Origin of the sequence: Candidatus Nitrosopumilus sp., from assembly GCF_965262695.1 — an archaeon.
GTDB lineage: Archaea > Thermoproteota > Nitrososphaeria > Nitrososphaerales > Nitrosopumilaceae > Nitrosopumilus.
Window position 1 is genome coordinate 271349 of record NZ_OZ253550.1, and the last position, 26710, is coordinate 298058.

The window sequence follows — 26710 nt, forward strand, 5'->3', positions numbered from 1 at the left end:
TTTAACTATAATAAAAGCACTCGCCATATTTTTTCCCGTCTGTAGGCATTTTGTGCAATTTTTTGGCATATTTTGTAATGTGCGAATGGTTTAATTGAGATCTGACGATCGGGGAATTTAGTGGATTTTACAAATTTTGACATTGATCAGTTGTTTGGGATGAAAGATGACACTAATCCCTTGATGATGTTGATTTGGATTTTGCCAATTGTTATTTTCATTTTTTATGGTCAGCGAATTCAATTGTACGTAACATCTGGTGAGATAAAAAAAGGAATCAAAAAACTTGATGAATTCCGAAAAGAATCAAGAAACGAATTAATCACTTACATCAATAAACATCTGAATCCAAAAAACAACCCTGAAAAAAGAATTGATCAATTCTTAGAATATTTTACTATCATGCCAGTTGATATGGATCCTAATGGTATTGTTGAAAAAGTTCAACATACTGTAAGGTCAAGAGAAGATTATACTAGAGAACATGTGAAATCTCTTTTTTCAGAAATCAATGATGTCGAATTATCCAAAGTCCAAACTTTACTTGAAATTGCATCTTCACTACAAATGATTCATAAAATTATCAATCACATGTTTTTAACTGCAAAAAAACAAAACAACTACCCTTTAATTTTACCGCTACAGATGATCCTCCCTTTTATAATGGAGCAGGCAGAGGCAATGAAAGAAGCAATTCCTGTATTTAAAACAGGACAACCTGTAGGTGATGGAATTGGACCTATGGTTGTTGGAAAAATGATGTTAAATAGTCCTAAAGAAGTAATTTCATTTCAAACATCTCTTGCAAAAATTGAATTTGAAAACAGAAACTTGTTTTTATTAAAAGCAGAAGGCCCTGGATCAACTGTTGGCAGGCCTGCTGATGCATTACAATCTATTGTCTCTGAAAACAAAATTGATGCAGTAATAATGATTGACGCTGCATTGAAAATGGAAGGTGAAGATTCTGCATCTGTTGCACGAGGATTTGGTGCTGCTATTGGTGGTATTGGAACCGAAAAATTCCATATTGAGGCAGTTGCAACTGAAAAACAAATCCCAATATTTTCTATTGTAATAAAACAATCAGTAAAAGAAGCCATTACCTTAATGACAAAAGAAATTGCAGACCAAGCAGATGATGTGCGCTCACAAGTCTATGAAATGATTAAAGAAAATACAAAGGAAGGCCAATCTGTGGCTGTTATTGGAGTTGGAAACACAGTGGGGGTGCCTCAATAATGTTTTCAAAAGAAAAGATTACTGTTGCTTATACTGTAGAAAAATGTGAAAAATGTGGAATGCAAAAGAAAAGAAAATTCTCTGAAGGTGATGTGTTGTTTGCAAAAACATCAAAATGTAATTCCTGTGATGGAATGACTGTAATTGATAAAATATTTGGCGAAACTATAGAACAGTAACTTATGCCTTGGTAGTTACTGTGACTCCGTTTTCTGTTGGAATAAATGTGTGCTCTGCTTGAGCTACTCTTTGCTCATTTACTTCAATTAAAACTGGGTATGCTTGTACTGCTTTTTTCTTTATCAAAACATTCAACAAATCCCTTGCCTCTTTTTCTTCTCTTTCCTTTGTAATCCATCTTAATGCAAATGGTAACATGTTAAAGTTCTCCCAAATAAAATCAAGTAGTTTATCTGCCTCTTGATCTTTTGTTTTCTTTCTAGAGTTTATCGCAAAAATATTTTTTATTTGTCCGTTTCTTACAAATCCTCCTCCATCAGACGTTGTAACAAAGGGTTCACATGCATATGCAGAATTCTCTGAAAGTGAAAATCCTCCAATTGACCAAATATTTGGAATTGATTTTCCTGCATGTATCGTATATTGTTCTAAAGAATGACCACTAAGATTTGCAATTGGTTTGTATCCCATTTGCTTAATTGTAGTTTCTATGGTTCTTCCAATATCACTTGCTTTTACTCCTGCTTTGATCATTGACATTGCATTTGCAAGTCCTTCTTCAGCTGCTTGTACTAATCCATCATATTGTGGATTGTAACACACTGTTACTGCTGTGTCTGCAATGTATCCATTAATCTGTGCACCAAGATCAATTTTTATTAAATCTGTATCTTTGATGGTAATCGGATCATTTGGCTCTGCAGTATAATGAGCTGCAACTTCGTTGATACTTGTATTAACTGGAAATGCACATTTTGCTCCACGTTTTTTAATCTCATCTTCTACCCATTCACAAATTTCATAGACTGTTTTTCCAACCCAGTCTTTCACTCTGACCATCTCTCTTACTTCTGATGCAATCTTTCCTGCTCTGATGTAGTCTTCTATTTGCACATTTTTGCTCCTTTGTGTGCCTTTAAAATGATTATCTGTGAAGCTTAAATTGGGCAACTTTTACGATTTACTGGGATCGTGGTCTAGCTTGGTATGATTCTGCGTTTGGGACGCAGAGGTCGCGCGTTCAAATCTCGCCGATCCCACCATTATCTTATTATCAAATCATTCACTATTACTATTGCCGAGCAATGAGGAAGAGTTAGAGTAATGACTTTGATATGAAGTAAACTAATGGCTCTGAGCTCCGGCATGTTTTTATCAATTCTTTGAGGTCTTGTTTTATTGAAATTTGAGAGACGAGACATAATTCTGATTGTAGGACTTTTACTTTTCATGATTGGATTGATTCCCTTCATGAGTCCTGCATATGCTGCAATAATTGTAATACTCATGTATTTTGGAATAAAATTCTACGTTGCAAAGAGACGTCAATTAATTGCACAAGATGTGGGTGAAGGAATATGCTTGGAATGTGGGGCCAAAATCCATGAAAAAAAATGCCCAAACTGTGACTATTCTCAGGAATGATTCCTACGTAGTGCTTAAAACTGAAAAACGAGCAAAATTTTTGATGGTTTTAAGATATAGGACTTTAACAATAAGCTCAACTTTTCCTCAATTTCATTCTAAAATGACTCTTTTAGCCAAAAAAAAGAGGAAACAACAATGAATCAGAATCTACCCATAGTATTATCTATAATTTTACTTGTAGGAGTAACTATTCCTGCATATGCTCAAACTGCAGATAATGTGGTAATCAATGAAGTTGATATCAATCCCCCCGGAGATGATTCTCATTCTGTTTCTGAATGGATTGAACTTTACAACCCTACTGATTCTGAAATTGATCTAAGTGGATGGGAAATTGCTCCACTTTATTTTGATTTTAAAACGCCTATGAGTATCTCTACTGGAACAGTAATTGAACCTGGACAGTTCTTAACATTTTCATATCAAAAAGTATGGTTTAACGATTACAATGAATCTATTGAACTAAGAAATGAAAATGGAATTGTAGTTGATAAAACACCGCTGCTTTCAGATATTCAAAATGATTTTACCTCTTGGCAGCGAATCTACGATGGTTATGATTTGGACAATTCTGATGATTGGAAGTTTGTAACATCTACTTCTGGTTCAACTAATGGAAAATTAATTGAAACACAAGTAGCGGAAGAAATTACTGTCGATGTTTCATCTACAAGTCCTTCCTATCTATTTGGTGAAACCGCAATAATTCAAGGAAGTGTGTCTGAAGAAGTGTTTATTGAAAAACCAACTTTCAAACCTGAAACAATTTTTATTCATATTACTGGACCTAATTATGATAAAACTTTTACAATGTATCCTGATTTTCATTTAAATTTTGAAACATCTTTGAATCTTCATCAAGTTCTAGGAATCAACGAAGGAAAATATGACGTTGTTGTAAGCTATGCAGGTGTATCTGCAAACACATCATTTAACGTCGGTCATGAATTAATTTTGGAAGAAGAAAAAGAAGAAAGTTCTCTTAGTCTGATAACTGACAAGTCTCAATATATGCCTGGTGAAACTGTTTCAATCATTGGTCTTGCTACAGAAATAATCGAATTTCAAGGAATAAAATTTTCTGTTACTGATTCAAATGGAGATGTAGTTTATACTGGAAATCTGTTTCCAACCGATGGCGAATTTAACACCAGTATTTTTCTATCCATTGTTAATCCTACTTATGGTACTTATGAAATAGTTGGAACCTATGTTGGCAAATCGACAACTACTACATTTGAAGTAGTTGAAGATGTAAAAGAAGATGTTCCTATTTCCCTATGGACTGATAAAGATGCTTACGGTCTAGGAGATCTTGTGACGATTTCAGGTAGATTAAATGATCATTGGATTGATTCTCTTGATTTGGAAATAGTTCAAACTAAATCTTTGTCATTGGGTGTAAAGGGTACATCTGGTGGTGGCTCACTTTTCAAAATACAAGATTCTATAAGACCTGATGGGCTTGGAAAATTCGAGTATACTTTTACCATTCCTGATGGAGAATCTAGATTAGGTGATTACCGTATCAAAATCAGTAAAGATATTGGTTCTGTTACAAAATCTATAGTTGCAGTTGAAAACCCTGAGACTTATGTTCCAATAACTGAGGATTTGATTGTCACTACGGATAAATCTGATTATGATTTCACATTTGATAAACAACTTATCATAAGTGGCGCTATTGCAAATCCTGTAGAACGTACTAGTTTTGAATTGACTCCTGTTAAAATTATTATTTCTACTGAAGACGGAAGTCCTCTTGAAATAGTTGGATTACCTGAAGGTGCAAAACGTCTTTCTACGGGAGGAATTTCTGTGGGATATGAATTTACTGCAATTCCAGAAGCTTCTGGAACTTTTAGAACAGAGATTAGTTTAGAGAGATTGATATTTTCTGAAGGAGCCTATGTTGTTCAGGCTGAATACGCCGGAGGCTTGAAAGCAACAACACCATTTCAAATCCATGATGATTTGAAGGATGGGGCTGGTATCACTCTTGATAAGGATGTTTATGGATTTGGAGAAACTGTTCACGTAAGTGGTATTCTTCCTACCAGTGATTCTGCTGTAGATATTTCGTTAACTAGACCTGATGGTACAAAGACAACTTATGGTGAATCTATTGATAATCAAAGATTCTCTTGGTCTTGGACCACCCCTGTTTCTGAAAGATATCAAAATATCAAAGAAGATGATGGACGAGATGTAACAAAAACCAATATCGGCATTTACAAAATCAAAGTATCCACCACCACTTTTAGTGAAGATCTTCTTTTCAAAGTCTCTGATGATCCTGAAAATGACTCTATATCCACAACTCCTATTTTTGTAACTACTGAAAAATCTCTATACAAAGCAGGAGACAAACTCAAAGTAATTGGCAATGTCATTCCACGTGAACAAGGTGATGAAGGATTAGTGGTTCCTGATCGTGTAACTATTAAAGTTCTGGATGGTGCTTGGCCCTATGACCAAATTCACGAATCCTCAGTTTATCCAAATCAAGGTGGTGACTTTTCAAGCTTGTTTGAGTTGCCTGCCACTATTTTTAGCAATGGAGTTTATACTGTAAAAGCACTTTATTCATCTGTACAGACAACTTCTACATTTGGTGTAAGTAATGATTTTACTTTTGGTATTGATGATCCTGTATCTTTGGATACTTCCACTGATAAGTTAGAATACTATCCTGGGGAAACTGTAATAATTTCAGGAAAGCCTAACAAACTAATTTACCTTGAAGCATATGATGTAAGTATTATCAAAAAATCTGATACAGAAATTTCCTGTGGATCTTTTGTGTGTGGAATTCATACTGGACCCATTGTATCTATTCAACCTGGACCATCTGGTTCATTTACTCATGAATTTGCAATTCCTGATGATTCATCTGCCCTTGGAACATACGAAGTAACTGTTGATGCTGACTTTGAAGCAAAACATATTCAGTTCAATGTTGTTGAAGAGCCACCTGCACCAAAATTGGAAAGACTAATTGAAAAAGAAAATAGAATTCCTGACAAAACAATTTCTGTTTCTACTCAAGACAAAACTGTGGATGATGTAATTCTTTCACCAAGAGTTGTCTCAGGTTCTTTGATTACTCCAATAAAAGATGAAGCCTCTAACGTTAATCTCAAAGTTTCTTCTGAAAGTGGGGTGTGTATAATTGGACCTGATGCTGATTGTCTTGTTAGTGAATCTACTAGAAAACCTGGACAAATCTATGATGTTGTTGAAGTCGATGGAATGAGTCTAAATGTAAGGTATAGTGGTCCTGATGTACGCCTGGAAAAGTTCAGCATTTTACCTGAATCTTCTGAGTCATTTTTACCTGATTCTGATTGGAATGTTGAAGTGCTCAAGGATGAGCAAGTTTCTAGATTCTACTATAAAGTAACATACAAAACATTAGAGTAAGTTCAAAATACTATCCCTTCTGAAATTATTTGAAATGAAACTCCAAGTTTTGATGTTTTATCAAGATGATCCAAAAAAATGCACAGCTGCTAAAATGGTAAAGTTTGGTCTTGCACAAAACATCAAAAAAATTGGCACTAAAGGTTTAGTCTTAGATCCTTTTTCAAAAAACACTTTGATGCCTAAAGATAAATCCTCAATCAACTCTATTGTTGGGATTGACTGTTCTTGGAATTTAGCTGATCAGGCATTTTCAAAAAAATTTAATGGAATAAAACGAAAACTTCCACCATTGCTTGCTGGAAACCCTGTAAATTATGCAAAACTAAACAAATTAACAACTGTTGAAGCTTTGGCTGCATCTTTATTCATTTTGGGACAAAAAGAACAAGGTTTAGAATTACTTGAAAAATTCAAGTGGGGACATACTTTCTATGAATTAAATCAAAATCTATTTGATGAATACTTGAAATTAGAAAATGAGGAACAAATTGAATTAATTCTAAAAGATTATGGCTTGCTATAATGTTTCTTTAGTACAATGATGATTCCTACAACTATCACTATTGGAATTATCCAAATTTCATAACCTGTTTTGTTCTCAAAAAATTCTACTTCTTTAGAAGAACTATTTGGTAATTCTGTTTTCATTTCAGTTACGATGAAACTTGTTTCATAAAAGTCTGGTTTGAGAACTGAATCCGATACTGCAAAAATCTTTACCTTACCTGTTCCTGTTTTCAATTTTTCTGAATCCTTTGAATCTATGTTGATGTTAATTTTATCCTCAATCACATCTATCGATTTTGATGATATCATCTTACCTTGACTGTTTGTTAGAAAATATCGTATTGAATCAGTGTTTTTAGCCTCAATTTGTATTGAGAATGCTTTTCCTTTCTCAATTACGTTGTCTGATTCTATTCCTGTAATTGTTGGGAATTCTGGATTTTCAAATTCAGACCAAGTTCCAACTCTAAATGGGTATGACTTATCTTCAAAAGCATTTACTGAAATTGTTCGTGATTCAGGCGAATATGATTTTAGATAAAATGGACCATTACTAATTACTGCATGATTGTTTTCATCAATCCATTTTATGGATGAATCAAATCTTTCTTGGAAATATTTTGAATCTAAATCACTTTTCTCTAATGATTTGGGTATGTGATTAGAATCTCTGAATTCTTGCAAATAGTCTTTGATAAGATTTGCATCATTTGGAATAATTAATGATAACCAATTTACATTCTTACTTGTTGCACCTGATCTAGAAAATGATACTTTGCCATCTAGAACTGTTTTTTCCATTGCTGCAGAAATCTCCCAAGGTATTGTATTCCATATGACTGCCCAGTCTGCTATTTCTCCCTCATCAAAATGCCAATAGTCTACATAAACTTCTATTGTATCCTCATCAATTTGGTTTACTCCAATTATTGTTTGGATGTTTTGAGCAGCTCTTGGTGTAAACTCTGTGTCAAATGTTCTGTCATTTTCATCTGTTTGTGTTCCCCATTCAATTGTAAAATATAACGAATGCATAATGTCATTCATGTCTATTTTTTGACCGTTATGCCAATTCCCAAAATTAAAATCAAAAATAACTTTACTTTTAGACACTGTATTTGGTTTGATATTTTCCCATTGTTGTAATATTGGATTCCACATTATTGCATCTGTTGGTACTGTTAGATTTCCATTTGGGCCTGCAGTTTCTACTTGCCAACTTGTTCTAATTGGAAATGTCTCTCCAGTAAATGGATGCTTGAATGTTCCAGGATCTGACACTATTCCCCAAATATGTCTACTATAACTATCTGTTAAACCCATGATTGGATTCCATGCCCCTTGATAGATTTGTTTGACACCAATTACTAATTCATCATTTTGACTTTGTGCATTAATTGGAGTGAATCTACTTGGAACTCCTGCTCCAAAATCATTGACAATCCCCCTTACTTTTTCATTTACCACATACTGATCAGTTTTACTTGCCAAAAAAATTCTTACAGATTCGTTAATCCCCTCAACAATTGCTTCTTGAATTAACTTTGATCTATTTTCAGCAGTTTCAAAATCCCCCGTGTAAATTTTTTGGGTTACTTCATCTAACTTTGTATTGTTATAATTCCAGTATGATGGGTCATTGAATCCTGGCATATTTGAAAACCATGGAGAATACATTTGACTCAATCCTACTGAATCATATTTTACAAATGCTGAACGCGCCCATCCTTCTGTATACAAGTTCCATTTTAAATCTGATGGGTTTGAACCATACACAACAACAAATGCCTTGTTTAAATCCCCAAAATCCTTCTTGACTGAAAATCCAATTCGCTCTAACTCTACTGTCAAAATCTCTCCAATTGATTTTCTAACTGGGTCATCACTTCTAATGAAAATTTTGACTTCTATTGGTGTATCATTTACTTGCCATTCCCCCTCAATTTTTACTGCTCCTCTTTCCTTTAGTGCATTAGTTATGATTTCTTCCGCAAGTGCAGGATTGTATTTGAAATTAAATCTCTCCAATTCTTCTAATATTGTTAGGTATTCTGGATCTGATGGACCATAGTAAGAAATTATTGGTGCGCCATATCCTCCCATCAATTCATTTACAATTAATTTTCTGTCTACCAAGTAATTTAGAGCAAATCTAATTTCTTTTATTGAAAATGGGTTAAACTCTTCAGATTCTGCAGGATTAACTAGAATACTATATGATCCGCCAGTCGAATCAAAAACTTGCAACCCTTCCCTTGCTTGATTATTCTCTAATCTGTCTGATGAAATTCTGTAATAATAAATATCCAGATTGCCATTTCGAACTTCTTCTAACGCTGTATTTTCATCTAGGTATTGAATGAATTTCACAGAATCAAAAAATACATTTTTTTCTGCAAATGCGTATGTGTTTCCAATAATAACAATTGAAAGAGCTAGTATGATAACTAGCAATTTTTTCATATCAATAATTTACGAGGCTCATAATAAAACCTATATCATAATACCCTGTTCTTTTATTTCTTAAAACCTAAATTCCTTTCATGATTCATGAAATCCAATTGAAAACTAACCCAAAAATGATTGTTGGTCTAAAAGGAATTATTCCTGGCGGTGTATCTGCAAAAGATTTTTCTGTTGTAACTAAAATGACTGAAGACGAATCAAAATCAATTCTAGATGAATTTCTTAAAAATCAAATTGGAACAAAACAAGGTGATTTTTACTATTTTGAAGAAGGTGACAAATTGAAAATAGCAATATCATTACTTGAAAAAGGATTTCCCATTGATGAAATCTCTATTGCTTTGGATTGGAAAGACTTTGAAGGACTAACTGCAGAAATATTATCTTCAAAAAATTTCGCCGTTATGAAAAATATGATGCTCACAAAACCCCGAATGGAGATTGATGTTGTTGGAATTAGGTTGGGTATTGCAATACTAATTGACTGCAAACATTGGAAACGTTACAACCTGTCATCTCTTTCATCTGTTGTCAAAAAACAAATTGAAAGAACAAAACAATATGTTGCAAAAACTGAAGGATCTGTTGCTGTACCTGTTATAGTTACATTATACCAAGACAAAGTAGATTTTATTGAAAACGTGCCTATAGTCCCAATATTTCAATTCTCATCATTTGTTGATGAATTTTATGGAAATATTGATCAAATGAAAACTATAGGAAAAGACTAGTTATGAAGAATATTACTCCGCCAATCATGAATCCTTTGGTAATTTTTAATGAATTGTCTAATGCCTTGGAATAGTCTTCATAGATTCCTTGTCCCATGACTTTAACCTCTGTTTCGTTTTCTAAAATCTCAAACTTTGCAGTTGTTGTATTTGATTCTGCATTACTTGCAATCTCTAAGAACCACTTTGCAAGTTTGTCTGCACTTGTAATTAGTCCAAGTTGATAGTATCCGTTTCTATTTCTGGCTTTAACTGGTGCATAATGGGTATCTGATGTACAAATCTCAAGTAATTGGAGGTCTTTTTTTGAAAACAAATCAATGATTTTTTCTCTTACGCCATTTTCCATATTGTTCGCATCTGCCCATCCAAGAAAGTATTTCTTTTCATTTATTTTCAAACACACAATTCCTAACCCTCCCATCCCTAAATCTTCAGTCCAGACATCCATGTCGTCTGAATTTGCATATCCAAATTCAATTGGAAAACTGTCTTTTGTAATTAGAGTATCTAAACAAGATTTTGCAGCTTTTAGCATATCTTCTCCATCTTCATTTGAAATTTCTTCTCCCATTGCATTGTGACAATCAACGATTAGTGGTTTTGAGTAATTTCTGTTTTTAGCATATTGTTCAATATCATTTTTCATGTAATTTGGAATGTCTTCCATTCCATGTGGTGATAATGATAAGAACAGTAGGGGATTCTTTCCAAAGAGTAATCCAATAACCCTTGCTTTGTTAATCTGTACAGTTACTGGTTCTGTACATTGTATGCCTTCTTCTTTGACTTTACTGTTTTCTAGATTCTTTAGATAGTTCTCCACCTCGTTTTTTGATGGTAGGTTTAATGCATGATCCGATATACTATGCATTACCATAGCTGAAGATGACAAATTCTTGTAAATCAGATATGGTATATTGCTACCTCCTACGGGATGATATGGACCAGGATGAATTTCTGGCAGAACCATTCTGAATTCTTTGTCCCCCTCATTTGCAGATAATCTAATTTGTGAAGTCGCAACTTTGGTTTCACTAGAACGCTCCTCCATGATTTCTTCGGCTTCTGTATGATCATTTTTTTGTGATGCAAGGTATGCTTGAATTGTTTTGTGAGTACTTTCCATCCCCGGTCTTCCTGCTCTATCTGTAAGTACTGACCACACACTTGCAATTATCATAAATGAAATTCCGTAAAATAATGACATTGGATCACTTAACGCTGGAATCCACAAATCTTGTGGAACTAGAACTGCAAACATTGCTAGTGGTTGAACAAAACAAATTGCCCATGCTCGCTTGAGGCTTACTCCCAGTGTTGTGGTGTAAATTCCAATTCTAAAACTTGCAAACAAGAACATTCCAAAAGTTACAAAGAACAATGATGTCTCTTTACCTAATACAAAACTTGCAAGTAATCCTAGCAATACAGTTGCGGCCCATAACATATTTGCAAATAATGATGAATGCAACGATTTTGAATATTCTTTTTTCTTTGTGAATCGTGTATCGAGTAATTGTGTTACAAAAAGGACTACGATTACTGCAGGAACCACATACCATATTTCTTCGATAGTGTTTCCCAAATATCCTAAAAGTGTTGACAGTGAAATTATTGCTGCAACACCTAATGACACAAATAATGAAAAGTAATGTGATGATGGATTAACTAATGTAAGGGAAAACCTGTTGTGGATATTTGAAACATCGTCTGGTGCGTTTTCCATTGCTTATTCAGGGAGCTAAGAAGATATCGATTACCCATGATATTGAAATTAAACTAATAGGAATTGATACTACGATTCTTGGATCTAATTTGAATCCCTTTGTCTCATCTTCAAAGAATCTCATGAGACCTCCACTTGATGCTGGAAGTGGTGCTGATTTCTTATCTGCCATTCTAATTCGAAAACAAGGATTTTGACATAAATACTTTATTGTCTATTTTTTTGTCTTATCTATTGTCTCTAATAGCGAATTGATTGATTTTAGTATCTCTTGCTGCTTTGTGTGATCTTTTTCTTCTTCGAGTTCTTTTGATAATACTGCAAGTTTTTTCTCTAGAGTTTCAACTAGTGGTGATTGGGATTCTTTTTGTTTGATTTCTGGGATCTCTTTTTTTTCAGGTTCCCTGCCACAACTTATGCATAATGCGTGACCTTCTTTCATTACTCTTACACCCTTACAATATGGGCATGGTTCGCTAAGTAATGTTGCTCCTTGTAGTAGCATATCTGCTGCTTTTTTTGTGAGATCTTTTGACACTATTTTTCTTGAATTTTCTATCTAAAAAATCCAATTATTTTCTAAAATGTAGCATTTCAAACAAGGCTTAATAGTGCGTATAATTGAATTCATTTCGAACGAATGGCAGTAATTTGTAATACTTGTGGTCTTCCAGAAGACTTGTGTGCATGCGGTGAACTTGCCAAAGATAGCACCAAAATTATAATTCGATTAGAAACAAGACGATTTAAGAAAAAAGGTACTATGATTGAAGGCTTGGATCCTAAACTAAATAATTTAGAAACTGTTGCAAAAGAACTCAAAAGCAAATATGCTTGTGGTGGAACTGCTAAAGAAGGTTATATTTTCTTACAGGGTGATCATCGTGATACCATCAAAGAAACTTTAACTGATCTTGGTTTTGCTGAAGAAACTATAGAATTACACTAAAATAAATTGCAAAATCCAAATAAATTACTCCAAGCTGTTGGAATTCCTTTCACTGCATTACTTTCAGTAATTTTTGGATTACTCCTTGTTTCGTTCCCAATAGGGATCTTTGTTATTTTTGAAAGTGATATCGGTGGTGATATCAACTATGATTTTCCTCTAACTCATTTGGAATTGTTTGAAGGAACTTCAGTTTATCAAACAGCATCTGACATCAGTATTGGCGATGTTTTTGTGGGTTTGTGGATTTTTTATGTGGTGTTATTTGTAATTGCTATTCTTGGTCCAAAGACAGGGTTTTTGAAATCATTTACATCTATAATCTCTTTTGGAAAATACGATACTACTTCAAACTATATGGTAGGTGTTACCAAGTGGTTATCTATTCTAGTTTTAGTTTCTGTATTGATTAATTTTGTACAGGAACAATTTGGAATTGTTACTGTTCCCCCTCTTGATGATAATGATTTGATACAATTTTTCTATGTCTCACTTGCACCTTTGATAGAAGAGATTGGCTTTCGTTTAATTTTGGTTGGAATTCCGTTGTTTGCACTTTATTCTAGTAGATCATCTGTAAAATATTTCATCAAATGTCTCTGGTCTCCTAGAAATCTTGACATTCATGATTCCAAAAAAGCAATACTCTTGATAGTCTTTGTTGGTGTTTTGTTTGGATTTGCTCATATTGCATTTGCAGAATCTTGGAGTGAAGGAAAATTTGCTCAAGCCACTGCTGGTGGAATTATTCTAGGATGGGTCTATCTTAGGTTTGGATTTGTTGCATCTTTATTGATTCATTGGGCAACAAACTATTTCATATTCTCTTATGCGACTTTCTTATCTCAAATTAATTCTATATCTATTGAAAGTGCGTTCTCTCATTCACTAATGTCTACTTTGGAATTGTTACTTTTGGCATCAGGCATATTGTCTGTTGTAATGGTGTTTCTAAATAGATATTATTCAAGAAAAGAATCTGCACTAGAGATTTAAGGCTACTTTCAAGCCTTTGTATCTATTTCTAATTGTTACTTCTGTTACTCCTGCAGCTTCTGCCACATCTCTTTGAGTTTTATTTTCTCCATTTGTAACACATGCCACATACAATGCAGCCGCAGCTAATCCCATTGGGTCTTTTCCTGCTGAAATTTTATTTTCTTCAGCAGTTTGCAAAATCTTTGTTGCTTTTCTTTTTGTCTTCTCTGAGAGACCAGCTTTACTTGCAATTCTTGAAATACATTTGATTGGATCCACTACTGGCATTTTCAAATTCAGTTCTCTTAACAATAATCTGTAACATCTCGCAATGTCTTTTCTTTTGATGTTGCTTGCTTGTCCAATGTCTTTTAATGTTCTTGGGGTTTCAGTATCACGACATGCTGCATATAATGCTGATGCAATCAAAGCTGAAATGGAACGTCCTCTAACTAATCCTTTCTCTAATGCTTTTCTGTAAATATAAGCTGCTTTCTCAATTACTGCATCACCTACTGCAAGTTTGTCTTTGAGTCTATCTAATTCACTAAATGCTTGTCTAAAGTTTCTATCCACTGGCTCATGAACTTGGCTTCTACTGTCCCAAGTTCTTAACCTCTCAATGGTACTTTTCATAGAAGCTGTTAGTGGTTTACCTGTTGCATCTCTGTTTTGAGGATTGATTACTGTTGCTAAACCCATGTCATGCATAGCAAGTGATGTTGGAACTCCTGCCCTGCTTTTGTTTTCACCTTCGTTTGAAAATGATCTCCATTCAGGACCTGACTCTTCTACTTTATCTGTAATTACAAATCCACATTTACCACAAAAATTCTCGCCAGTATTTGCATCTGTAACTAGCGTACCCTTTCCGCATCTTGGACATCTGTCCTTTGGATTTACTGTTTTAACCATTTTAATATCTCCCAAAACCTTTTATGATAATATTTAACATTTTCTAAATCATTACTTATAAGTCTGTTGGTGATCGTACCTAAAAAATGGCTATTTTTGGGTATTTTTTTTGATTTTTTTACGTTGTTTCTAAAATCTGTTTAATTTTTTCTGCAATGTGTGGTTTTTCTTTTTGTTCTAAAAGGAATTTCAAATCTTCTGCATTATCTACGTCCCACATGATTCTCTTTACAAACACCATTGCAACATTTAGCGTGTGTTCTTTTGCAGTGTTCATGTGAATTTTGTAACTGTCTTCATCGTAATGAGTTTCCATCAAATCAATTGGCATTCGGATTAATGCATTTGTTCCGTCAAATCTTCTTGATGGAACAATTATTGCAAAATTTGGCGGTGCTTTGTAGTTTAACATAAAATCAATGTCTTGAGTTTTGATGTATGGTATGTCTTGGGGAAACACAATTGATGCATCAAAATTATTTTCTAATAGATACTTGTCTGCAAGTGCAACTGCTCCATTGACACTTTCTTCTTTCTCATCAATTATTGTATGAATGTTGAATTTCTCTCCAATCTCAATTGCTTTTTGTTCTTTTGTAACCATCACTACTTTGTCAATTTGAGGTGAGATTGTAACTGTCTGCAGAATTTCTTCTAACATCACTTTACACAAATCTTCTATTTTTTGTGGAGATAATTCTAAACGTGTTTTAGCATTAGAGAAAGTCTTTACAGGAATTATTGCAGCTATTTTCAAATTATACGTGTACTTGTTTTAGGATGAAATTTGCTAATGCATCTTCGGCTAATTTATTTTTCATAGTGATTTTTGTTTCAAACACTTTCATGTCTAAACTTTGAATCTTCTTTGATAGCATTCTGTCTTTAGTATCTACAATTATGTTAGAACATACATCTGAGTACATCTTTGCCAACCCATAAGCGTTTGATTCTATGCCTGCAGCTTGCATGTATTTTGCAGCAGGACCGCTAATTGCATTATCTCCAATTAGTGGGCTTATTGCTACTACTTTTTTCTTGATTTTTGATAACTCTTTTCTGATTCCTTTAATCTGAAGCATTGGTCCAATAGATGTTAGTGGGTTTCCTGGAGCTAAAATTACCATGTCTGCATCATGTATTGCATTTACTGCTTCAGGGTTTGGACGGGCTTTGTCTGCACCGATATATTGAATTCCTTCAACAGGATCTTTTCCTCTGTGTTTTACCCAATATTCTTGTAAGTGTAATTCTCCTTTGTCTGTGATAATCCTTGTTTCAATACTGTTGTCTGTAACTGGTATAATGTTTGCACTAACTGCAAATTTTTCGCACATCCATTTTGTAATGTCACTTAGGTTTTTTCCGTTCTTTAACATGTTAGTTCTAATCAGATGTGTTGCTGCATCTCTGTCTCCTACTCTAAACCATGTCTCTTCTCCAAACACTTCCATTTGGCGCAAAAAGTTGAATGTGTCTTTCTTGATTCCCCATCCTTTTTCTGAATCTAGTAAATCTGCTAATCCGTATACGATTGTATCAATATCTGGACATACGTATAGTCCATACAACCAGTAATTGTCTCCAACATTACTAACGACATTGACTTTGGATTCTTGAGAAACTAATCCTCTGACTAGTTTAACTGAACCTGTCCCTCCTGCTAAAACTGTAATCATGCCATTTTCTCCTAAAACTGCAAAGTCTGCAACGCTTACTCCATATTACTTTTTCAAAAAATTGCGATCTTTATGTTGGATAAGTTTATTACTGCAAATAATTGTTCTCTAGATCGTGTCTAGGGTAGCAATTTTAACCGTTTTACTTGCTGGTCTTATCGTAGTAGGTTCAACTGGTTCTGTTTTTGGTGCCCAAATGGATGCACGAATTAACCCAAATACTGAAACTTCACCATTTAAGATGAATTATCAAAAGACAATCTTCATAGAGTATCAAAATGGTGGACAACTATTTGATGTCTTGAGAGGACAAGAATGGACTGTTGAAGGAGTTGCCGATTCTTCAGATCCTGGAGTCCAAGATTTAATGAATCAACTTAATCAAAAAATTAAAGCAGATGGCAGTCAAGCCCAAATTTCCGATTTGACCGTCTCCTATGATATTCACCTTAAAGCAAGAAACATCAACACATCTGTTGATTATAGAGTAATCCTTGAAGGAACTCTTTCAAACTATGTAATTACCCAAGACTCTCAGAAAACCTTGATTGATTTAGGATGGAGAGGATTAACTGCAACTGGTGATATTGTAGTTGATGGACATGAACTCAATTACCCAATTAACATTTTACTTGAAATGGAACCAGAAGCTGCCGCATTCTTTGTAGGAACTGAAGCTGAAAGTGTTATGGAAAGAAATCTTATTGATGCTAACTTTATCTTAGAACAACCACTAACAAACTGGCACTTTTTGTTTGACCCAACTGGTATCAACGTTGATGCTGGAACATTTGGTTTAAGTGATGAGATTGCTGGGTATGTTGTTTCAAGTTGGACTATGGGTGAAAGTAGTATCAGAGAAGGTAGACAAGTAGAAAGAGTCTTTGAAGCCGAAGTTATGGCAGACCAACTATATGTTGTTAGAAGTGTTCAATCATCAGACCAAGGAAACTTGTACGCAATTGGATTTGGTGCTTTGGATGTTTTTGATGGTGTTGAGATTGCAGGTGTAACTCCAACTCCTCCAGAAGATTATGCTACTACTTCAACAGGTGACTTCCCTGTTATGATCATTTATGGAATGGCAGCTATTGCAGGTATTGCTGGTGGTGCATTCTTTATGTTCAGTAACCGTGCTCTCAAGAATGAGAAGACTGGTCAGCAAGGAATTGATCCAACTAGACTAGTTGGTTACCAAACTAGCGCCTCATCTGGTGGCTATCAAACCAATAGAGGTGAAGCACAGTTAGCAGATGGTTCTGATTATCAACAAACAAGAAGTATGTATGATGACTCTTCGAATTCATCCCCTCCTCCACAAACAGAATCTCCTCCACCACAAGCCGCAACTACAGCAGCTCAAGAAGCAGCATGTGGATGTGCAGCATCAGCTGAGATGGGCTCTGAATGTGATTGTGCAATGCAAGGCGCATGTTTGTGTGATGCATCTTGTCCATGTAACGCAGATGTCTGTAAAGAACAAGTCAACTCTATGAGTTAGATTTTTAGAAAAAATCTTTTCTAGTTTTCACTATGGGCTTTTTATCAAATTTTAAAAAAGAATTACAATCTGCTAAAGCAAAAAAAGCAGCTCAAATTAACGGTAAAAATCTCAAAGGATTACTCAAAACATTCAAAGAAGAGCGAGACAGGATAGAAAAAGAAACTGGAACTCGTCCTGAAATTGATGATACAACTAGAATGTATATGCAAAAAGTCCTAAACGTTTGGATTGACGAAGGAAAAAAAATTGATGAAGAAAAGTTTTGGAGAGAAGTTGATTACAACCGACAGTTTACTCATCCGGTTGAATATTACGAAATTAAAAATTAAAAATGTGTGCTGGGAGTAACCCTCCTTCTGTTTTCACGATATTTCGCTTTGCAGCCTACCTGAACTTGGTACAGGAACTTAAAGTTCTGTTTGGCTTTGCTCCATGTGGGTCGGCTTTTTTCATTCCTTTTATGGAAACCTCAGGTTTTCACCATCATAGTGCGCCATATTGGATTTTTTTCTGCTCCGTTGCCAATCATCTCTGATTATCTATCTCCAGATCACATATCCTGTATGGAGGGAGGAGTTTCCTCTGCCGTAGCAGCGTGTCGTGCTCCAGCTCACATAACAATACTTTTGATTTATCAAATTTGAATATTGCTTAAATTTTTGTGCCTATGATGAACAAAGTTCCAAATTCTCGTTTCCATTTTTTTCTGCTCTTCAAATCTTTGATGTGTTTTGTTTTTACATTGAATCCTGCATTTTGGAAAAACTCTTTCCATTCTTTTTTTGAATGAAGGTGCATTTGGATTTTCATGATGTCTGCCCATCTTGCAGTTGCTTTGTTATCTGTGTAAAAATCAGTACCACAAAAAAACTGTCCTCCTGGCTTTAACAATTTGTGTATTTTTTTGAGAGCTTTGTCTATGGAATCTGAATAGTATAACGCCTCCATTGAAAAAATAAAATCAAATTTTCCTCTATATTTCCATGATTCTATATCTGTATGAACAAACTCTTCTTTTTTACCATCTATCTTCTTTTTTGCTTGAATTATCATCTTTTTGCTTTTGTCTATTCCTATTGCTTTTTTACAATTATTTTCTTTGGAAATCTTTCTTACAACCCATCCGTTTCCACATCCTACATCCAAGAAATTAAATGGTTTCTCAAATGATATGGTGTTCAAAAATTTTGATACATTTTTTCCATGTTCTACTTCCATTAATTCTGCTCTGCCGTTTTGAGCCCACTCGTCAAATGTTTTTCTGACTCCATCCATGTGTTTTGTTTTTTTATTTTACATTATAATCTTCGTCTTACTGATCATTAAGCTGAATAATTTCTACGTGTGCCTTATATCCAATTTTTACAAATATTATTTGAATAGAAATGCCTGATGAATCATGTAGAAATTGTGGTGGAAAACTAACCGAGCATACAAAGTGTGCTCATTGTATGAAACCAAACAGTATGATTTGTCAAGATTGTGCTCTTAGCACTACTGAGCAATTCCATTCAATTTGTATGTCTGCTGAGACAAACCAGATCCATACCGTGCCCTTTTTCAAGTCTGGCAACTACTCTAGAGTAGTTGCCATGGCTTGATTTTAGAAATAACCTTCCTTACTGATGATTACTGCCCAAATCTTAAGTATAATGAGCCTCGGTTTTCATAATTGTGAGACAAATTCCGATTGTTTTGTGCTTGTCTGTGATTTTATTGATGCCTGTATATGCTTCAGCTCAGAGTCCTGATAGGATCACTATTCTTGATAATTTTGGAGATTATGAACATGGTGAACCATTGTTTGTTTATGGACAAATTGCAAGTCTGGTTGATGATTCATTTTTGATAATGCAGATCATAAATCCTCATGGGGATTTGTGCCAAATTCAACAATTGATCCCCCAACAAAATGGTGTCTTCCTTACAGATGTTATTCCATTAAAGGGTAGAATCTGTGGAATTCCTGGCGAATATGAAATTAAATTATTTTATGGAGATTATTCAAAATCTACTAAATTCAATGTTTTAGCAGATGCATATTCTGAATCAAATTCTGAACAAAAAGTTCTCTTGGCACAAAATTTGGTCTCTGAACAATCCTCCTTGATTAGTAACACATTTGATATTCCAAATCCAATATCTGATGAACTTCCTAATGATTTATCTGAGTTAAAATCCGTGTATGTGGATTTGTTGGATGAATTTTTTGTTGATGAGTTAATTTTTGAAATAAACCCTTTGATTAGACCTGCAGTTGCAAATTCTTTGGATTCTGTACAAAAACTCTTAGATCAAGATGAGATATCTTTTGAAATTGCAAAATCTATTGAAAGAACAATCTATGAAGCAATATTCTATTACGAAATCAACGATAAAACAACTGCAATCAATTTACTTGCAGATATCTTTGTAGACATTACAAATGTAAATCCTGAAAAAACCATTACAGTCAGAGCTCCTTCTTTTGATGAACTAGAAGAAACTCTACTAAACTTGATGAAAAAATCTGACACTATCATGAACAAATCTGTAAAAACAGAAATCGGTTTTATATTTGCAAGAGGCACTGCCCCAATCTATTCTGATGAACTTACTGAATTAATTGATGTTCTCTCAAAAGCACGATATCTTGATATTGTTTCTAGAAAACAAAGTGACTTATATCGACTTGTAAATGATGATTGGGAACGTTTGAAACCTTCTTTTGAAAACAAAGATTCTATTCAAGATTTACTTGAATCAAAATCACGTGTATCTGAATTACACCAGGCAGCAATTATTTTACGAGAACTAGCTGATGTTGAGAGATTTGTTTCTTCAGAGTCTGAAGAAAACACTGATCTTGTTAATCTAGTAAAACCTGATTGGGATAATTTGGAATCCAAACTAGTTTTTGCAACTTCTGTTGATGAAATCTTAGAGTCTGAATCTGAAATTAATCAAATGATTCAGGTCATTGAAATCTCATCTAGATTAAGTAAAATAATTGAAATTTCGCAAACAAGTAATGTTGATTCTTCATTAACTTCTGATTGGGAATCTCTTCTGGAAACAGTAGAAAACGCTCAATCTATTGACGAAATTTTAGCAGTCGTTTCAGAATTTGATGAAACAATAACTGAACTAAGAGAAAAACGAAATCCATTGGTAGTATTAGAATTTGAATACAAAAGCATGAAAGAAAAGGCAGAGTTGCAAGCAGATTACCAAAACTTGTTCTTAATTGATAATGCTTTGAAGATATTAGATACTGCCAAACAAATGGAATCTGGAAATCCATCCATTACTAGAATTGATAGAATCGAAGTTTTACTAAATTGGGCAAGTGAAAAAGCTCCTCAAATCAAAGAGGATTTGGACTCTTATGATAAAGATGCTTTTAAGATTCGAGCAAGTGATATTTTACAAAGAGCAAAATCTCTTGAAAACCTAGTTGAATTGAGCCTAACTAAGAACCGATTCTTGCCAGGATACACTGAATTTACAGACAAACTTAATGAAAAAATAGATGATGTTCGAGACTTGGTTATTCAAAATGATCTTGAACAAGCAGACAAACTAGTTCGTGAATTATTTGATGAATGGACACTTGTATCTCAAAAATATGTTGAAGATCCTTATGGTTCTGACGTTGGATATGATGTTGATGAACTCAAACGTATTGAGTTTCGTGAAAAGTTAGACACATTTTCAGATGTGACCTCTACATTTTACAATAATGATTTTGCAAACCATGTTGATGGATACAATCAGTTGATGGAAGATGCATATTCATTAATTGATCTTGGTAATTTTGTAGATGCTGAATCTAAAATTACAGAAATTGGAGATTATCTTAGTGAATATTTGGCATTAAAGAATTCAAGTATAATTTATGATATTTCATATGATCATGAAAAAGACATTTGGATTCTAAACGGTGCTACTGAAAAATCTGTATTTGATAGACGTGAGAATTTGTATGTTACAGTGTATCACATGGATGGAAGTACTCATAGCAATCTAGAATTTACTGACACTAAACAAGGAAACTTTTTCACACAATGGAATGCTCCTGCAGAACCGGGACTATATGTTGTAATGTTACAATACAAAGATTCCAAAGCTACTCAAATTGTTCATGTTGAAGAAGAATTTGAGTACGCATACAATTCATCTGATTTGGATATGGTTGATTTGGCACGTGAATTTGAAGAATTAGAATCATTTGCACAAGAGTTTGGTGGCGAAAACTTTGATAACAATCCTAGATTTGCATCTGTAATTAATGAGGTAAAGGCTGGATTTGAAGATAAGAATGCTAAAAATGTAGGAGATAACCTTGGTGAATTACGTACCATCATTGAGCGTTATCTTCCAATAAGAAATCCTAATGCCCCTATTGAAGCTACATACAGTGGAAATGAACTGGTAATTACTGGACGTATCCTAAAAACTGTCCCATTCAGTGAAGATCTCTTCATTGATATTTACAATCAACGTGGAGAACGTGTAGAAGAAATTGCTCTAAAAGATGATCCTAGTGGATTATTCAATGAGGTAGTGTATCAATCATTTGAGAATGGTGTTTATGTTGTTCAGTTACAATACCATGATTTGATAGTAACTGATTTCTTCAAAGTGCCTTGACTAGCTTTTACCTTTGACTAGATTGAACAATTGTCTTACTGCTAGTTTTGGATGACTGGTTGCAAGCTTTAGCATGTTAGATAATCCGAAATCTGCTTTGATAAAATCAAGAAACTCTTCTGGCTTTAACTCACTGATAATGTCTAACTCTTTGTCCCAATCCTCATCCGTTAACCCAATCCATCTGTCTTGTACTTTGCCTGCTGATTTTATTTTAGATTCAATTGCTTTTTTCCAATTCTCTTCGTACTCTGATAGTTTCTTTTCTGATGTATCATTTGCCTTGATTGCTTTTGATGCTACCTCTCCTGCTATCCTTCCAAACTTTATTGCATAACGAATCCCTTCCAGAACCAATGGATTTGCTTGTCCTGCTGAATCTCCAACTAAAATCAGATTATCATACACTGTTTTTCTTGAAAGCCCATCATTTGGAATCAACCCGTAGTGAAATTCTATTGGCTCAATCTTACCCAAATCTGCAATCGGACCTTCTTTGTTTTCAATGAGTTCTTTTAATCTGGCAGTTGGGTCTACTGGGGAGTCTGGTTTTCCAATACCTACTCCAATTCTTGCAATGTTGTCTCCTAATGGAAAAATCCATGCATATCCTGCAGGTGAATATTTCTCTCCAACCATCAACCACCACGTGTCTGCTTGAACATGTTCTACTTTTGCCTCATATTCTGCACCTGCCCCAAATCTCTCCCATTGCTCTACAAATCCCATTGATTTTGCAACAGTTGATTGAAAACCACTCGCATCAATGATTACTTTACCATGAAACTCTATCTCTTTTTCATTTTGTGTTGCCTTTACTCCAATTATTTTACCTGAATCATTTTTGATTGCAGATTTTACAGTGGTGTTGACAAAAATTTCAGTACCTTTACTTTCTGCTTGAGATGCTAACCATCGATACGTCTTTCTTACGTCTAGTACTGCAGAACGAGCAACTTTGTCTCCGATACTGACTTTGTTGTTTGGTGAATAAAATACAAAATTCTTTACTGGATTATAACAATCATCTGGAATTCCAAACTCTTTGATATTTTTAATCCAAGTTACTCCACTGGTTCGAACTGATTCTGCAATTGATTCTTCTTTTTCAATTAATGCTACTTTCAATCCGTTCTTTGAGGCAACATATGCAGCTGATGATCCTGCAGGTCCACCTCCGACAACTACTAAATCATAAGTATCTGACAATTGGTTTGAATCAATAACATCTAGGATATAATTTTGAGGTATGCAAGAATACTATTTTTTCAATACAGGCACACCGTTTGAATCATTTTCTCTTTCAGGATCAAATGTCTGCATGTGTTGTAGGTCTCTGTGCATGTAACTATGTGTGCCTCCTTCTTTTCTACAGAATTTTGAATGAATTGTTTCTTCTACTTTTAATGTGGTCTCATTTTCATGAAATAATCTTTTTCCACATTCAGGACATGTCCATTCAGGCATGAGTTTCGTCAGTATCAAATCTATTTAGATGTTTCAGAACAAAATCGTCTGCTGATCCGAAACTTTAGATGTTTAAAAATCCCTCATTCTTCATGGATGAATCTGAAATCTCATCTTTTGTAATGTGGTCTGCAGTCACTGGAATCATCATGCTTGTTACCGGGTTAAGTTATCGTGCATATATGAGGAAAAAGAATCATGAGATCTCTTCATCTTGAAAAAAAGGGCCTACGTGGACTAGCAATTGCTGAGAGTTTTAAACAAAATTCTGAAAAATCTATTTTTTCTGGAGTTGTAATGAGAAGGGATTTTGTTATAGATGGATTTGTTTTTGGAAGTGCTACTCTGGAAGGAGATGACGCAACTGATACTATATTGAAAATGTATGACGACTTAGAGAGACCTGATATCAACTACGTTTTGATTTCTGGACTAATTGTTTCAATGTACAACATCATTGACATCAAAAAACTATATGATACATTACAAATTCCAATTATTGGTGTGTCCTATAATGATTCATTAGGAATTGAAGATTCACTGAAACACCACTTTCCAAATTCTTTTGAATCAAAAATAAACGAATATGAAAAATTAGGTAAACGTGAAAAAATTACTCTAAATACATCTCATGATGTCTATGTTCGAAAAGAAGGCTGTACATTAAATGAAGTAAAACATCTTCTTGATGATTTGACATCACACGGCTCTACTCCTGAACCAATTAGAATTTCTCAACTTTTGGCAAAAACATTACTTGAGAAAGGATTATCCTTCTGAAGCTGTCTTTCCGCCATCTACATTTAGAATTGTTCCAGTGACCCAACTTGCTTCATCAGAAGCCAAATATGCAACTGCATTTGCAACATCTTCTGGTTCTCCAACTCTTGCTAGTGGCAACCTTTCTTCTAAGACTTTTCTTGCTTGAGGATCATCAAGATATGGTTTAATCGAGCCTGAATTGATTATTCCAGGATTAACACAGTTACATCTAATGTTTCTTCTTGCATATTCTACTGCAATTGCTTTTGTAAACATTGGAATTGCTGCTTTTGTGGCAGAATAAACTGCTAAATGAACTCGTGGAATTGCTCTCTCACTAGAGATTGAACCAATGTTCACAATTGAACCACTTTTGACATCTGCCATCTTTGTTAAAACAGCTTTTGTCATGTTGAAAACTCCCATCAAGTTTACATCAATTAGTTTTTGAATTTCTGAATTTGACATTTCATGAAAATGTACTGGATCATTAATTGCACCTGCATTGTTTACAAGAATGTCTATTTTTCCATATGTGTCCATGATTTGATTTACAGCTTGTAAAGCTTGAGATTCATCTGTTAAATCACAAGTAATTGGTACTGTGGAATCTTCATTTCCTATGTCTTTTCTTGTTTTTTCTAATCCTTCTAAATTCCTTGCAACAAGAACAACTTTTGCCCCTTCCTCAACAAATTTCTTGGCAATGCCTTTTCCAATATCACTTGATGCTCCTGTGACAATTGCAACTTTATCATTTAATCCCATAATTTGGTATAATTCTAATAACTTATAGAATTTTTGTTAAATTTCGCTCTTGATTATTTAGATTCATTAATTCTTTTAATATATTCAATAATCCCTGTGTAATCGATACCACCTAATCCTTCATTTACTGCATTTTTGTAAACTTCTTCAGCCTTTTCTATCATGGGTAATTCAACTCCCAAAGACTTTGCAGCATTAGTCATTGTTGTAATATCTTTTTTGAGATTTTCAAGTGTGAATGTTGGCTCGTATTTCCCGTCTATCATCTTGAATGCCTTGTTTTCACTCATTCCTGTTTTGAAATATGTGGAGTTTAAAATCTCAAGAAAAATTTTGGGATCTACATCTGCTTTTTTGACTAGTGTAATTCCTTCAGACAATGCAAGTGCAAGCATGGTTATTTGCAAATTCATAGCAAGTTTGATGGAATGTGCAACTCCTTTTTCTCCCAAGAAAAAAACTTTGTTTGCAATCTTTTCAAACACACTTTTACATTCCTCAAAACTTTCTTTGTCTCCTGATGCCATCATGACTAAATCTCCTGTTATTGCTACGTTTGGACCTCCCATGACTGGTATGTCTAATTTGTTAATGCCAAACTCTTGAAATTTTTCTGAAATGTTTTTGGATTCTGAAGGGTCTATGGTACTCATATCTGCAACAATCAATTCTTTATTTTCTCCTGTGGCAATACCATTTTTTCCAAATGATACTTCTTTTACGGCATCTGCATCTTTTACGATTATGATTACTAAATCTGATTTTTGTGCAACATCTTTTGGCGAATCTACAACAACTGCACCTTTTTCTTTTGTTTGAATTGTTTTGTCTTTGTTTCTGTTAAACACTGTTACTTCAAATCCTGAGTCTAACAAATGCAATGCTACTGCATTTCCTAGCATTCCTAATCCTATAATTCCTATCTTTTTCATATCTTAATGACGCTCCTCGTCTTCAATTTCCCAATGTCCATTCCCAAATCTTGTTGCTGCAAATTTTAACTGACCTACTGTTTTATCACCTCTTTTGACTTTTGCAAAATCAAATTTTTTCATACTGAATACTTTGTCTTTTGGTTTGTATCCTCCCTCGATAACTTTGACTTTGAATCTTTTACTTGCTTTGATTATCAGTTTCCTTGCAACCTGTACATCACCAATCCATGAAAACATCTCAAAATCTCCAAAATTCTTTGTAGATACACTATATCCGTACAGTCTTGCTTCAAGTTTTATTTTCTGAGTTTTTGCATGTTCATTTAGCCATGCTATTACTTCTTCACCGTGACCTTTCTCTATCCCAAAAGTTTCTGAATCACTCATCTACAAAAACCACAATATCGAACCA

The 26710-nt window shown here is 34.3% G+C and carries 26 protein-coding genes, 1 tRNA gene and 1 other RNA gene; 13 read left to right on the forward strand and 15 right to left on the reverse strand.

Annotated elements, in window-relative coordinates; translation table 11 throughout:
- Positions 1 to 120: 120 nt before the first annotated feature.
- Positions 121 to 1242, forward strand: coding sequence for a DUF1512 domain-containing protein (locus ACQY2P_RS01660; protein WP_428326685.1), 1122 nt, complete (start codon positions 121 to 123; stop codon positions 1240 to 1242).
- Positions 1242 to 1421 carry a hypothetical protein gene (locus ACQY2P_RS01665; protein ID WP_428326686.1) on the forward strand — a complete coding sequence of 60 codons (180 nt, stop codon included), beginning with the start codon at positions 1242 to 1244 and terminating at the stop codon, positions 1419 to 1421. Before ACQY2P_RS01660 ends, ACQY2P_RS01665 begins: the two co-directional genes overlap by 1 nt.
- Position 1422: 1 nt before the next feature.
- Here ACQY2P_RS01665 and map read toward each other — a convergent pair whose 3' ends face one another.
- Positions 1423 to 2316: a type II methionyl aminopeptidase gene (map, locus tag ACQY2P_RS01670; protein ID WP_428326687.1), complete on the reverse strand. Its 894-nt coding sequence runs from the start codon at positions 2314 to 2316 to the stop codon at positions 1423 to 1425.
- A 72-nt stretch (positions 2317 to 2388) separates the two neighbouring features.
- Here map and ACQY2P_RS01675 point away from each other — a divergent pair.
- The 4 genes from ACQY2P_RS01675 (at position 2389) to ACQY2P_RS01690 (ending at position 6799) form a co-directional block, all read left to right on the forward strand.
- Positions 2389 to 2465: transfer RNA gene (locus tag ACQY2P_RS01675), tRNA-Pro, on the forward strand.
- 136 nt (positions 2466 to 2601) lie between these two features.
- On the forward strand, positions 2602 to 2847 hold the full coding sequence (locus tag ACQY2P_RS01680) for a hypothetical protein (RefSeq protein ID WP_428326688.1): 246 nt from the start codon (positions 2602 to 2604) through the stop codon (positions 2845 to 2847).
- 138 nt (positions 2848 to 2985) lie between these two features.
- Entirely contained in the window at positions 2986 to 6273 is a 3288-nt protein-coding gene (locus ACQY2P_RS01685) for a lamin tail domain-containing protein (protein ID WP_428326689.1), read from the forward strand.
- A 34-nt stretch (positions 6274 to 6307) separates the two neighbouring features.
- Positions 6308 to 6799, forward strand: coding sequence for a DUF367 family protein (locus tag ACQY2P_RS01690; protein WP_428326690.1), 492 nt, complete (start codon positions 6308 to 6310; stop codon positions 6797 to 6799).
- On the opposite strand, the gene ACQY2P_RS01695 is transcribed toward ACQY2P_RS01690, so the two are convergent.
- Entirely contained in the window at positions 6784 to 9246 is a 2463-nt protein-coding gene (locus tag ACQY2P_RS01695) for an ABC transporter substrate-binding protein (protein ID WP_428326691.1), read from the reverse strand. The genes ACQY2P_RS01690 and ACQY2P_RS01695 overlap by 16 nt on opposite strands.
- An 80-nt stretch (positions 9247 to 9326) precedes the next feature.
- Between ACQY2P_RS01695 and ACQY2P_RS01700 the strand changes: the two genes are divergently transcribed.
- Positions 9327 to 9980, forward strand: coding sequence for a hypothetical protein (locus ACQY2P_RS01700; RefSeq protein ID WP_428326692.1), 654 nt, complete (start codon positions 9327 to 9329; stop codon positions 9978 to 9980).
- Here the strand turns inward: ACQY2P_RS01700 and ACQY2P_RS01705 are convergent.
- From ACQY2P_RS01705 to ACQY2P_RS01715, 3 genes are read right to left on the reverse strand one after another with little or no spacing between them, the layout of a single operon-like run.
- Positions 9964 to 11709 carry a DUF2070 family protein gene (locus ACQY2P_RS01705; protein WP_428326693.1) on the reverse strand — a complete coding sequence of 582 codons (1746 nt, stop codon included), beginning with the start codon at positions 11707 to 11709 and terminating at the stop codon, positions 9964 to 9966. The two genes, ACQY2P_RS01700 and ACQY2P_RS01705, sit on opposite strands and share 17 nt — an antisense overlap.
- 7 nt (positions 11710 to 11716) lie before the next feature.
- The gene (locus ACQY2P_RS01710) at positions 11717 to 11881 is read right to left on the reverse strand and encodes a preprotein translocase subunit Sec61beta (protein WP_141975998.1); all 165 of its coding nucleotides are present in this window, start codon (positions 11879 to 11881) and stop codon (positions 11717 to 11719) included.
- Between the two features lie 42 nt (positions 11882 to 11923).
- Positions 11924 to 12247 carry an Sjogren's syndrome/scleroderma autoantigen 1 family protein gene (locus ACQY2P_RS01715; RefSeq protein WP_428326694.1) on the reverse strand — a complete coding sequence of 108 codons (324 nt, stop codon included), beginning with the start codon at positions 12245 to 12247 and terminating at the stop codon, positions 11924 to 11926.
- Between the two features lie 102 nt (positions 12248 to 12349).
- On the opposite strand from ACQY2P_RS01715, the gene ACQY2P_RS01720 reads away from it, so the two are divergent.
- Positions 12350 to 12658 carry a translation initiation factor gene (locus ACQY2P_RS01720; RefSeq protein WP_428326695.1) on the forward strand — a complete coding sequence of 103 codons (309 nt, stop codon included), beginning with the start codon at positions 12350 to 12352 and terminating at the stop codon, positions 12656 to 12658.
- A gap of 6 nt (positions 12659 to 12664) precedes the next feature.
- Positions 12665 to 13654 (forward strand): CPBP family intramembrane glutamic endopeptidase, encoded by a 990-nt coding sequence (locus tag ACQY2P_RS01725; protein ID WP_428326696.1) that lies wholly within the window; start codon positions 12665 to 12667, stop codon positions 13652 to 13654.
- On the opposite strand, the gene ACQY2P_RS01730 is transcribed toward ACQY2P_RS01725, so the two are convergent.
- The 3 genes from ACQY2P_RS01730 to cofD form a co-directional block, all read right to left on the reverse strand.
- Entirely contained in the window at positions 13643 to 14551 is a 909-nt protein-coding gene (locus ACQY2P_RS01730; RefSeq protein WP_014962921.1) for a transcription initiation factor IIB, read from the reverse strand. The genes ACQY2P_RS01725 and ACQY2P_RS01730 overlap by 12 nt on opposite strands.
- 118 nt (positions 14552 to 14669) lie before the next feature.
- Entirely contained in the window at positions 14670 to 15308 is a 639-nt protein-coding gene (gene cofC / locus ACQY2P_RS01735) for a 2-phospho-L-lactate guanylyltransferase (protein WP_428326697.1), read from the reverse strand.
- A gap of 1 nt (position 15309) precedes the next feature.
- Positions 15310 to 16230, reverse strand: a complete 921-nt coding sequence (gene cofD / locus ACQY2P_RS01740) for a 2-phospho-L-lactate transferase (protein ID WP_428326698.1) — start codon at positions 16228 to 16230, stop codon at positions 15310 to 15312.
- A 115-nt stretch (positions 16231 to 16345) separates the two neighbouring features.
- Between cofD and ACQY2P_RS01745 the strand changes: the two genes are divergently transcribed.
- Both ACQY2P_RS01745 and ACQY2P_RS01750 read left to right on the forward strand, forming a co-directional pair.
- Positions 16346 to 17731, forward strand: coding sequence for a hypothetical protein (locus tag ACQY2P_RS01745; RefSeq protein ID WP_428326699.1), 1386 nt, complete (start codon positions 16346 to 16348; stop codon positions 17729 to 17731).
- Between the two features lie 32 nt (positions 17732 to 17763).
- Positions 17764 to 18063 carry a hypothetical protein gene (locus ACQY2P_RS01750; RefSeq protein ID WP_428326700.1) on the forward strand — a complete coding sequence of 100 codons (300 nt, stop codon included), beginning with the start codon at positions 17764 to 17766 and terminating at the stop codon, positions 18061 to 18063.
- A gap of 4 nt (positions 18064 to 18067) precedes the next feature.
- Here ACQY2P_RS01750 and rnpB read toward each other — a convergent pair.
- An RNA gene (gene rnpB / locus ACQY2P_RS01755) (RNase P RNA component) lies at positions 18068 to 18348 on the reverse strand.
- 37 nt (positions 18349 to 18385) lie between these two features.
- On the reverse strand, positions 18386 to 19009 hold the full coding sequence (locus ACQY2P_RS01760) for a class I SAM-dependent methyltransferase (RefSeq protein WP_428326701.1): 624 nt from the start codon (positions 19007 to 19009) through the stop codon (positions 18386 to 18388).
- Positions 19010 to 19453: 444 nt separating this feature from the next.
- Here ACQY2P_RS01760 and ACQY2P_RS01765 point away from each other — a divergent pair, with 444 nt between their 5' ends.
- Complete coding sequence (locus ACQY2P_RS01765) at positions 19454 to 22366, forward strand: hypothetical protein (protein ID WP_428326702.1); 2913 nt, start codon at positions 19454 to 19456, stop codon at positions 22364 to 22366.
- Here ACQY2P_RS01765 and ACQY2P_RS01770 read toward each other — a convergent pair whose 3' ends face one another.
- Together ACQY2P_RS01770 and ACQY2P_RS01775 are read right to left on the reverse strand one after the other, a co-directional pair.
- Positions 22367 to 23575, reverse strand: coding sequence for an NAD(P)/FAD-dependent oxidoreductase (locus ACQY2P_RS01770; protein ID WP_428326703.1), 1209 nt, complete (start codon positions 23573 to 23575; stop codon positions 22367 to 22369). It lies immediately after the preceding gene.
- A gap of 51 nt (positions 23576 to 23626) precedes the next feature.
- Positions 23627 to 23833 (reverse strand): hypothetical protein, encoded by a 207-nt coding sequence (locus tag ACQY2P_RS01775; protein WP_428326704.1) that lies wholly within the window; start codon positions 23831 to 23833, stop codon positions 23627 to 23629.
- 198 nt (positions 23834 to 24031) lie between these two features.
- On the opposite strand from ACQY2P_RS01775, the gene ACQY2P_RS01780 reads away from it, so the two are divergent.
- Positions 24032 to 24613 carry a DUF99 family protein gene (locus ACQY2P_RS01780; protein WP_428326705.1) on the forward strand — a complete coding sequence of 194 codons (582 nt, stop codon included), beginning with the start codon at positions 24032 to 24034 and terminating at the stop codon, positions 24611 to 24613.
- On the opposite strand, the gene ACQY2P_RS01785 is transcribed toward ACQY2P_RS01780, so the two are convergent.
- From ACQY2P_RS01785 to ACQY2P_RS01795, 3 genes are read right to left on the reverse strand one after another with little or no spacing between them, the layout of a single operon-like run.
- Positions 24602 to 25363 (reverse strand): SDR family NAD(P)-dependent oxidoreductase, encoded by a 762-nt coding sequence (locus tag ACQY2P_RS01785; RefSeq protein ID WP_428326706.1) that lies wholly within the window; start codon positions 25361 to 25363, stop codon positions 24602 to 24604. The genes ACQY2P_RS01780 and ACQY2P_RS01785 overlap by 12 nt on opposite strands.
- A gap of 53 nt (positions 25364 to 25416) precedes the next feature.
- Complete coding sequence (locus ACQY2P_RS01790) at positions 25417 to 26295, reverse strand: NAD(P)-dependent oxidoreductase (protein ID WP_428326707.1); 879 nt, start codon at positions 26293 to 26295, stop codon at positions 25417 to 25419.
- A 3-nt stretch (positions 26296 to 26298) separates the two neighbouring features.
- Positions 26299 to 26685 (reverse strand): hypothetical protein, encoded by a 387-nt coding sequence (locus tag ACQY2P_RS01795; RefSeq protein ID WP_428326708.1) that lies wholly within the window; start codon positions 26683 to 26685, stop codon positions 26299 to 26301.
- Between the last annotated feature and the right edge of the window lie 25 nt (positions 26686 to 26710).